This window comes from Gelidibacter sp. (assembly GCF_035515035.1).
Classification (GTDB): Bacteria; Bacteroidota; Bacteroidia; order Flavobacteriales; family Flavobacteriaceae; genus Gelidibacter.
On sequence record NZ_DATJCA010000107.1, the window covers coordinates 1 to 9,655 of the forward strand.

Below are 9,655 nucleotides of genomic sequence, written 5' to 3' on the forward strand. Positions count from 1 at the left end.
ATAAAGCTTGTGCAATCAAAAAATCCTGACGGATGCGCAAACTCCCTAAACTCACATGACCTTTTATAATCTCTCCTGTTCGTGGATCGACTACAGAGGCGCCATAACTCCAACCACGTGTCGATCGATGCACCCATTGGATCACATTATAGCGACAATCCATAGGATCAGCATCTTCAGGCAACATTTTTACTTGAAAAGCATCTTTAAAACCAATGGCCTCATAAGCTTCGTTCCACCAACGAGCACCTTCCAACAATGCAGTACGCACAGGTTCCGGAGTTCCGGGATCAAGATAATAAATGATCGGTTTTTTGGCTTCACTCATCGCCAATTCGGGAGTCTTCTTTTCCAATCGGTGCCTAATCGCAAATCGTTTGACAATGTTTTCCTCAATTGGAGTAGCGTAATCCATGTAGGATATAGAAATCGCACCACTGCGTGGATCAAATTCGCGTGGTTTATAATCATCATCTGGCAATTCTATAAAGGAATGGTGCTGAATCACAGTTAACAATGATGATGTTGGGGTGACACTTCTAATATTTCGACCTTTCGCTTCACCTTCAAAAGTCAAGAGCGCCTCAAATTCTACATTTTTTGGAAATGCTTTCGTGCGCTCTAAAGAAAGCGCACTTGTAGAAAGATCTACTTTGTAAGTCCCTTCGTCCTGAGCTTTCAACCTTCTGGCAACGCCATGGGCATCTTCCATTAAAAACGGGGTCAAATCGATGATATATTTTCCTTCGACAGCTTCTTCTATTTTAAATCCGAACAGCACGGATTGTGCAAACGCTTGCTCAATGCTCTTCTTTTCGGCTACATTATCTGTATTGGCACGGAAATCCTGATTAGGTTGAACCAATAACAATTTATTACCAGCTTTTACAAATTTGACAACGCGTGTATCCCCCAATTGCCCTCTATCCAAGCCAATGTCATTAGATCCTACTCCACTTGCCAAACTGTTTACATAAAGAAATTCGTGATCTAATTTATCAACTTCCAAATAGATCCTATCCAGTTTTTCTTCGTAATAAAAGTTAAAAAAACCTTGGAAAGCTTCCACTTTCTTATCCTTGAACACTTGCGAAAATGAAGGACTTGCAATTAAAACTAAAAGGAGGTAAAGAAAATATTTTTTCATAATAGCTAATTAGCCTATAAAACTACACAAATTAACTTAAAAAAATTATCGCATTATTTCTTTAATTCTACTTAGTTTTAATGATATCTTTGCGGAAAACTAACATAAAAATGACTCCATCCGATCAAGTTAAAGGTCTTGTAGAACGCCTTGGTGCGTTGAGGAGGTATCTTTGACATAGATGCCAAAACTATTGAGATAACAAACGAAGAAGTACAAACTTTCGACCCGAATTTCTGGAATGATTCCAAAGCTGCCGAGCTTGTGATGCAATCATTACGCGAAAAAAAACATTGGGTTGCCGATTACAAAACTGCCAAAACACTGGTAGAAGAGTTGGAAGTGTTCTATGAATTCTACAAAGCTAACGAAATTTCGGAAGCAGAACTGGAAGCACATCTTAAAAAAACCATTGATCATATTGAAAAATTAGAGTTCAAAAACATGCTTTCTGAGGAAGGCGACAGTTTGAGCGCAGTTCTTCAAATTACCTCCGGTGCAGGTGGAACAGAATCCTGTGATTGGGCAAGTATGCTTATGCGCATGTACCTTATGTACGCTGAAAACAACGGATTTAAAGTAAAAGAACTCAATTTTCAGGAAGGTGATGTGGCGGGTATAAAAACTGTGACTTTAGAAATTGATGGTCCTTTTGCCTTTGGATGGTTGAAGGGTGAAAATGGCGTCCACCGCTTGGTGCGCATCTCTCCTTTTGACAGTAATGCCAAGCGTCACACCAGTTTCGCCTCTGTTTACGTGTATCCACTTGTGGATGACACCATAGAAATAGACATTAACCCAGCAGATATAGAAATTACCACAGCGCGCTCGGGAGGTGCTGGAGGGCAAAACGTTAACAAGGTGGAAACCAAGGTACAGTTGTTCCATAAGCCAACTGGCATACAAATTTCATGTTCAGAAACCCGGTCGCAACACGACAACCGCTCAAGGGCCATGCAAATGTTGAAATCGCAGTTGTACGAAATTGAACTTCAAAAACAATTGGCCCAACGAGAAGATATTGAAGCCGGTAAGATGAAAATTGAATGGGGAAGCCAAATTCGAAATTATGTTATGCATCCTTATAAGTTGGTGAAAGATGTCAGAACAGGACATGAAACCGGGAATGTTGACGATGTTATGGATGGTGAAATTGAAGAATTTCTAAAAGCATATTTGATGTTGATGGGGCAAAAGGATGAGAATCCTAATGAACTTTAGATATAGAAGTTGAAATTGCCTGCCCGTCCGCAGCTTTTGCGGAGGCGGGAAGTTGAAATTGAAAATGAAGGGGAAAACCTTGGACGCTGAAAATTGAATACTAAACACTGAATACTGCCAGTTCAATCCGTACGCAACATTTTCGGTGGCGGGAACCAAATTGAAACAAGAGATTGCTACTTTTGTGGGAAATGATATGAAAAAAATAGACACTATAATCTTCGACCTTGGCGGGGTCCTCATCGACTGGAACCCAGAATACGTATATCTTGACGTTTTTGATGGCGATAGGGAAAAAATGCAATGGTTCTTTGACCATGTTTGTACACACGATTGGAATGAAAACCAAGATGCAGGTTACCCACTTGAAAAAGCAACCGAAGAACGTATCGCACTTTTCCCTGAGCATGAAGAATTGATCCGAATGTTTTATGGAAGATGGGAAGAAATGTTAGGTGGCCCTATAGATGGAACCGTACAAATCTTAAAAAAGTTAATAGATAGCCAACAATTTAAGGTGGTGGCTCTTACTAATTGGAGCCATGAGACCTTTCCTATTGCACTTCAAACTTTCGATTTTTTACATTGGTTTGAAGGTATCATTGTCTCTGGAGAAGAGAAAACTCGTAAACCTTTTAAAGAAATTTATGAATTGACATTGGACCGTTTTAATATTGAAGCAGATCGTTCTGTTTTTATAGATGATAATCTTCGAAACATCATTGCGGCCAAAGACATGGGTATCAACATCATTCAATTTAAAAATCCAAAACAACTCGAAGAGGATTTGATCGCAATGGGCGTTAATCTTTAAAATTTGCCTCAAGTAAGTTGGTTGGTTGATATTGTGAATAGCTGTACCTTTGCAAATTCTTTTTAAAAACCACTAGTAAATATGATTTCAATCTATCACAATCCACGGTGTAGCAAATCTAGGGAAGCATTGGATATTCTTGACAAAAGCAAAGCCGAGTACGAAGTTATTAAGTACATGGATAACACGCTGAGTATCGAAAAACTTAAAGAACTTGTTAATCTTCTAAAAATCAAACCTATTGAACTTGTTAGAACTAATGAGTCCATTTGGAAAGAGAACTATAAAAATTCTGACCTAACTGATGATGAGCTAATTGCTGCCATGGCAAAACATCCAAAGCTTATTGAGCGTCCAATTGTTATTAACGGGAATAAAGCTGTAATAGGACGTCCACCACAAAAAATCCTCGATATTTTATAGGGTTTTCTTTAACACAACTTTAACCAAACCCCATTAAACCAAATTCTATTTTTGCACTCTTAATAACTAAACCACCCTTATTATGGTTGCAAAATCAATTAGGTTAACTCTTATCATGCTTTTTTTAAGCATCTCAACTTCCTATGCACAAACTAAAGAAGTCATGGAGAAGGAAAGAGAAAAGTACATGGAAAAACAAATGGACCAATATAGAGATCGTGTAAATACCTTCGTAGCGCTGCTTGATGTAGACGATTTCAAAGGTGAAATTATAAAGCAAAAAATTGATGATTTCTATAAGCAACGAAATCTGATCATTTATTCTGAACTCTATCAGGAATTTGAAAAAAAATCGATGGTTGATCAATTGAAAATTTCACATTTCTCGGACGTTAAAGAGCTTTATACCGAAGAAACCATCGCGTCCATTCAACGATTTTTAGAAGATAATAAAGCCGAAATAAAAAAATTACAAAAGACAAAAACCAAAAAAAATAATTAAACTAATGAAACTAATTCCCTACGTATTTACCCTACTTTTTTTATTTACTTCAAACCTAATATCAGCTCAAGAAGAGGTTTCCATAACAGGAATTGTGATTGACAAAGATATTAATCAGCCTCTTGAGTATGCAACCATCGCTTTTTTCAGCAAAAAAGAAAACAGAATTGTTACAGGAGGCATCACCGGTGAGGATGGAAAGTTTGATATTAAAGTCCCTAAGGGTACCTATGATATATCTGTAGAATATATCTCTTACGGCACTAAAAATATTCCCAATAGAACCTTGGTCCGAGATACAGATTTGGGTGTTTTAGGCATTGCCATTGACGCACAATCCCTAGGTGAAGTTTCCATTATTGCACAACGGACTAGCGTAGAAATAAAATTGGACAAAAAAATATATACTGTTGGCCAAGACCTGACCGTTAGAGGAGGTACTGTGAGTGACGTGTTGGACAATATTCCTTCCGTTTCTGTGGATGTTGAAGGTAATGTTGCTTTAAGAGGAAATGACAACGTTACCATCTTAATCAACGGTAAACCTTCTGGATTGGTTGGACTGAACTCAACAGATGCTTTGCGTCAGTTACCAGCTGAGTCCATTGAACGTGTTGAAGTGATCACTTCTCCATCTGCAAGATATGACGCTGAAGGTACTGCCGGCATTTTAAATATTATCTTACGAAGAAGTAAACTTCAAGGTCTGAATGGAGCAATTACTGCCAATGCCGGTTATCCTGCTACGGCCGGACTTTCTGGAAACATCAACTACAGAACTGGCGATTTCAACTTTTTTAATACCACGGGGTATACCTATAGAGAATCTCCTGGAAATTCATTTACAGACACCCAATACTTCAACATTAAACGAGATGAGAATGGAAATGTTATTGAAGATAGACCTGATACATTTTTAAACGAAGTTCGAGAATCAAATAGAGAAAGCAATAGTATTTCTACCAACCTTGGTGTGGAGTGGTATATTAATAATACAGCTTCTTTAACAACAGCTTTGGTATACCGAAATAGTAACAGTGATAACAATTCTACGAATTTTAGTAGAGAATACGACTTTAATAATAATCTGACATCGGTTTCTGAACGTTTTGATCCTGAAGTTAGAGATGATAAAACCATACAATACTCCGTAAATTTCAACAAGCAATTCAATGACAACAGCCAACATAAACTGACTTTTGATTTTCAATATGAAACCAGTGATGAGGACAATAAGTCATTACTCTCTCAAGATGGTGAGACCATAGAACGTGTACTAACACTTCAAAACCAAGATAAAATTTTATTGCAGGCGGATTACGTACATCCGTTAGGAGATAACAGTCAGTTTGAATTGGGGTACCGTGGTAATTTCAATGAATTGGACACCGATTATAGCTTGGAGTATTACGAAGATGGTAATTTTGAATTGGACACAAATGTCAGCAATAATTTGATTTACAGAGATTATATCAATGCCGTTTATACTCAATTTGGAAGTAAGATCAACAACAAGTTTTCATATTTATTAGGCTTACGTATGGAAGGTGCCCGCATCACCATCGATCAACAGACCACCAGCGATTTGCAAAAAAAGGATTATGCTGACTTGTTTCCAACAGTCAACTTAGGATATGAAATAGATGAAAACCAGAGTTTACAACTTGGATATAACCGTCGTATTAGAAGACCTTATTCCCGATTTATCAATCCGTTTCCATCACGAAGCAGCCCTACAAGTGTGTTTCAAGGAAATCCAGATATTGACCCGAGCTATTCTAATAAAGTGGACTTAGGATTTATTAAGAAATTTAATAAGTTTACATTAAACTCTTCCATTTATTATGAGAGAGCAACAGATGTCTTTAATTTTATTAGTGAAGCAACAGGTGATTTCTATATTAGAGATATCAACTTTACCATTAATGAAAATGATCCAAATTTTGATGGTGTTACCTCCCAATACGAAAGCGTGATTCCTGTCATAAGAAGAACGCCTATTAATTTAGCGACAAATGACAGATTTGGTTTTGAGTTTACTTTATCCTACCGAGCTTCCAAAGACTGGAACGTGAATGGTAACTTCAACTTATATCAATCTAAAACAGAAGGTTTTTATAATGAGGTAGATTACGGTGCAGAAAACTTAAGTTGGTTTTTCCGTTTGAACAACAAATACACCTTACCTGGTAAAATTGATTGGCAAACACGAATATTTTATATGGGACCAAGTGAAGACGCCCAAAACAAACGTGAGGGTATGTTCTCTACGGATATGGCTTTTAGTAAGGATGTATTTGATGACCGTGCCTCAATTGCATTTAACGTAAGTGATTTGTTCAATACCAGAAAGAGAGCTATGGAGTCTTTCACTCCTGATTATAACAGTGCTTCAGAGTATCAATGGAGACCACGTAGCTATAATATATCTTTCACATACCGTTTCAACCAACAAAAGAAACAACAACGAAACATGGAGCGTGGCAATGGTGGCGATGGCGGCGACTTCGATTTTGAAGGATAGACTTCAGTTCCAAGTATAAAGCTTGGATCAGGTCACAAAAAAAGCGGTTTCAAATTGAAACCGCTTTTTTTGCTTTATATTTTAAATTGTAACGCCTATAAATCTTCTAAGGTAGATGCGTTTGCTTCCTTTTTCGCTTTACGTTCTGCTTTCATTTCTTTAAAACGCTCCATTGAAGCTCCAAAGACCCAATATGGAATCACAAAAGTCATTAAAAAAATCATTAACCAAAAACCCATGGTCAATATCGTCATAAACGCCAAAAATCCTAAATACTGGTCAAATGTAAACATGTTGCAAGTTGTTTTTAATAATTATAGCAAATATAGGAGAAACGTTTAGTTTATACAATACTAATTTTAAGATTTATTAACCGAGTTTTAAAGGCTTCATGAGGTTCAGGATTATAGTTCTATATTTCTGATCTCCATTTTCAATCAAAAAGTCAAATGGTCTTTTCCAGTTCGCTTTTACCTTTGTCTTTAGGAATTAAAATCTAAAACCATTAACAAATTCCCTTCAAAAAGGCTAACTTTGTGATGTAATTAATCTTCAGATATTATGGAATACAGAATTGAAAAAGACACTATGGGTGAGGTAAAAGTACCTGCCGATAAACTTTGGGGCGCACAAACGGAGCGTTCCCGAAATAATTTTAAAATTGGTGCTTCTGCATCGATGCCCCTCGAAATTATTTACGGTTTTGCCTATCTTAAAAAGGCAGCTGCATTTACAAATTGCGAATTGGGTGTTCTACCAATCGAAAAGCGCGATATGATAGCCCAAGTCTGTGATGAAATCTTGGAAGGCAAACACGATGACCAATTTCCGTTGGTAATTTGGCAAACCGGTTCTGGTACACAAAGTAATATGAACGTCAATGAAGTAATTGCCAATAGAGCACAACAATTGGCGGGCAAAAAAATTGGTGAGGGTGACCCTGTAATTAGTGCGAATGATGATGTCAACAAATCACAATCTTCAAACGACACATTCCCAACAGGAATGCATATTGCCATATATAAAAAAATTGTTGAAAACACCATTCGTGGTGTCATACAGCTCCGAAACACACTACACAAAAAAGCTAATGATTATAAAAATGTGGTGAAAATTGGTAGAACCCATCTTATGGATGCAACACCAATCACACTCGGACAAGAAATTTCCGGCTATGTAGCCCAACTGGACTATGGACTAAAAGCTTTAGAGAACACTTTGCCACATTTAAGTGAATTGGCTCTGGGCGGAACCGCAGTCGGTACTGGTTTGAACACCCCCAAAGGCTATAGTAAACGCGTAGCGGAATTTATAGCTAAATTTACAGATTTACCTTTCATTACCGCTCCCAATAAGTTTGAAGCCCTTGCTGCACATGATGCTTTGGTAGAAACGCACGGTGCCTTAAAGCAATTGGCGGTAAGTTTAAATAAAATAGCCAATGATATCCGTATGATGGCCTCTGGTCCAAGAAGTGGGATTGGTGAAATCATCATTCCGGCCAATGAACCAGGAAGCTCAATCATGCCAGGAAAAGTGAATCCAACACAGTGTGAAGCCTTAACTATGGTTTGTGCCCAAGTTATTGGGAACGATGTTGCCGTGACTGTTGGCGGAACCCAAGGCCATTATGAATTGAACGTTTTTAAACCTATGATGGCGGCAAACCTATTGCAGTCCGCTCAATTATTAGGTGACGCATGCAAAAGTTTTGATGAGCATTGTGCACAGGGTATTGAGCCCAACTTGGATGTGATTAAACACTTATTGAATAACTCCTTGATGTTGGTCACTGCGTTAAATACCAAAATTGGATATTATAAGGCGGCCGAAATTGCCAATACAGCACATAAAAACGGTACGACCTTGAAAGAAGAAGCTATCAATTTAGGCTATGTCACCGCTGAAGAGTACGACGAATGGGTGAAGCCAGAAGACATGGTTGGAGGCCTTAAATAATCGGTTTAATCAAGAACCTCGGGCCAGACCGGCACGTGCGGGCAAGCCCATGAGGTAGGAATAAGAAATTGTCTTTTCTATCGAAGCAAACCGTGTCTCATCAAAACCTATTGGTGGGAATTAAGGTTTTCAAAAGATATAATGCCTTTATAATTTTATAAAAAAGCAAGTTTATTTTTAATAACTTGCTTTTTTTTATGCGTATTCCGCAGACAACTTATTTAAAACAACATTATGTCCATACTCATTATCAACATCAAAGAGCTGATCCAGGTTAGAGAAAACAACGTGACCATAGTGAAGGGCGCCGACATGAATATTCTTCCTACCATCAAAAACGCTTATCTCATCATTGAGCATGATACGATTGTTGAGTATGGCCCCATGTCAGATTACATTGATTATCATGCAGAAGAAGTCATTGATGCCAAAGGCAAAATGGTGCTTCCTGCCTGGTGTGATTCCCATACCCATATTGTGTATGCGGGTGACCGATCTCAAGAATTTGTTGATCGCATCAATGGTTTATCATATGAAGAAATTGCTGAACGTGGCGGTGGCATCTTAAATTCTGCTGAAGTACTTCAGAACACTTCAGAAGAAGATCTATATCAACAATCCTTAAAACGATTGAACCGTATGATGCAATTGGGTACTGGAGCGGTAGAAATAAAATCGGGTTATGGCTTGACGGTGGAGGCTGAGTTGAAAATGCTACGTGTTATTAAACGTCTCAAAAAAGAGTCTTTGGCAACCATAAAATCGACCTTACTTGCCGCACATGCAGTCCCAAAAGAGTTTAAAGACAATAAAGAAGGTTTTGTAGATCTTGTGGTTTCTGAAATGATCCCGGAAGTAACCAAATCCAAACTTGCCGATTATATAGATGTATTTTGTGAAAAAGGATATTTCGACTTGGTAGATACAGATCGTATTTTGACAGCTGGGAAGGCATTTGGCCTAATTCCTAAGATTCACGTCAACCAATTCAATGCCTTTGGTGGCGTAGCCCTTGCCGTTAAGCATAAGGCGCTTTCTGTAGACCATCTTGAAGAAATGAGAGCA

9 protein-coding genes are annotated in these 9,655 nt (G+C 38.0%); 7 read left to right on the plus strand and 2 right to left on the minus strand.

Going from position 1 to position 9,655, the window contains the following annotated elements; translation table 11 throughout:
- Positions 1-1,147: DUF5117 domain-containing protein (locus tag VLZ86_RS09010; protein ID WP_325450504.1), on the minus strand; the 1,147-nt coding region annotated here is incomplete at its 3' end.
- Between the two features lie 110 nt (positions 1,148-1,257).
- Between VLZ86_RS09010 and prfB the strand changes: the two genes are divergently transcribed.
- The 5 genes from prfB (at position 1,258) to VLZ86_RS09035 (ending at position 6,631) form a co-directional block, all read left to right on the plus strand.
- Positions 1,258-2,368, plus strand: a protein-coding gene (prfB, locus tag VLZ86_RS09015; RefSeq protein WP_325450506.1) for a peptide chain release factor 2 whose coding sequence is annotated in 2 segments (ribosomal slippage) — positions 1,258-1,320 and positions 1,322-2,368 — 1,110 coding nt in all. Because the reading frame shifts where the segments join, the coding sequence is not laid out codon by codon here.
- A gap of 196 nt (positions 2,369-2,564) precedes the next feature.
- A complete protein-coding gene (locus VLZ86_RS09020; RefSeq protein ID WP_325450508.1) occupies positions 2,565-3,182 on the plus strand; it encodes an HAD family phosphatase in 618 nt (205 codons plus the stop codon).
- Positions 3,183-3,263: 81 nt separating this feature from the next.
- On the plus strand, positions 3,264-3,605 hold the full coding sequence (gene arsC, locus VLZ86_RS09025) for an arsenate reductase (glutaredoxin) (protein ID WP_325450510.1): 342 nt from the start codon (positions 3,264-3,266) through the stop codon (positions 3,603-3,605).
- A 163-nt stretch (positions 3,606-3,768) separates the two neighbouring features.
- Positions 3,769-4,107 carry a hypothetical protein gene (locus VLZ86_RS09030; protein ID WP_325450512.1) on the plus strand — a complete coding sequence of 113 codons (339 nt, stop codon included), beginning with the start codon at positions 3,769-3,771 and terminating at the stop codon, positions 4,105-4,107.
- Positions 4,108-4,111: 4 nt separating this feature from the next.
- Complete coding sequence (locus VLZ86_RS09035; RefSeq protein WP_325450514.1) at positions 4,112-6,631, plus strand: TonB-dependent receptor domain-containing protein; 2,520 nt, start codon at positions 4,112-4,114, stop codon at positions 6,629-6,631.
- Positions 6,632-6,726: 95 nt separating this feature from the next.
- Here VLZ86_RS09035 and VLZ86_RS09040 read toward each other — a convergent pair whose 3' ends face one another.
- Positions 6,727-6,924 carry a hypothetical protein gene (locus VLZ86_RS09040; protein WP_325450516.1) on the minus strand — a complete coding sequence of 66 codons (198 nt, stop codon included), beginning with the start codon at positions 6,922-6,924 and terminating at the stop codon, positions 6,727-6,729.
- Positions 6,925-7,192: 268 nt separating this feature from the next.
- Here VLZ86_RS09040 and fumC point away from each other — a divergent pair, with 268 nt between their 5' ends.
- Together fumC and VLZ86_RS09050 are read left to right on the plus strand one after the other, a co-directional pair.
- On the plus strand, positions 7,193-8,590 hold the full coding sequence (fumC, locus tag VLZ86_RS09045; protein WP_325450518.1) for a class II fumarate hydratase: 1,398 nt from the start codon (positions 7,193-7,195) through the stop codon (positions 8,588-8,590).
- Between the two features lie 234 nt (positions 8,591-8,824).
- The coding region (locus VLZ86_RS09050; RefSeq protein WP_325450520.1) for an imidazolonepropionase at positions 8,825-9,655 on the plus strand (831 nt) is incomplete at its 3' end.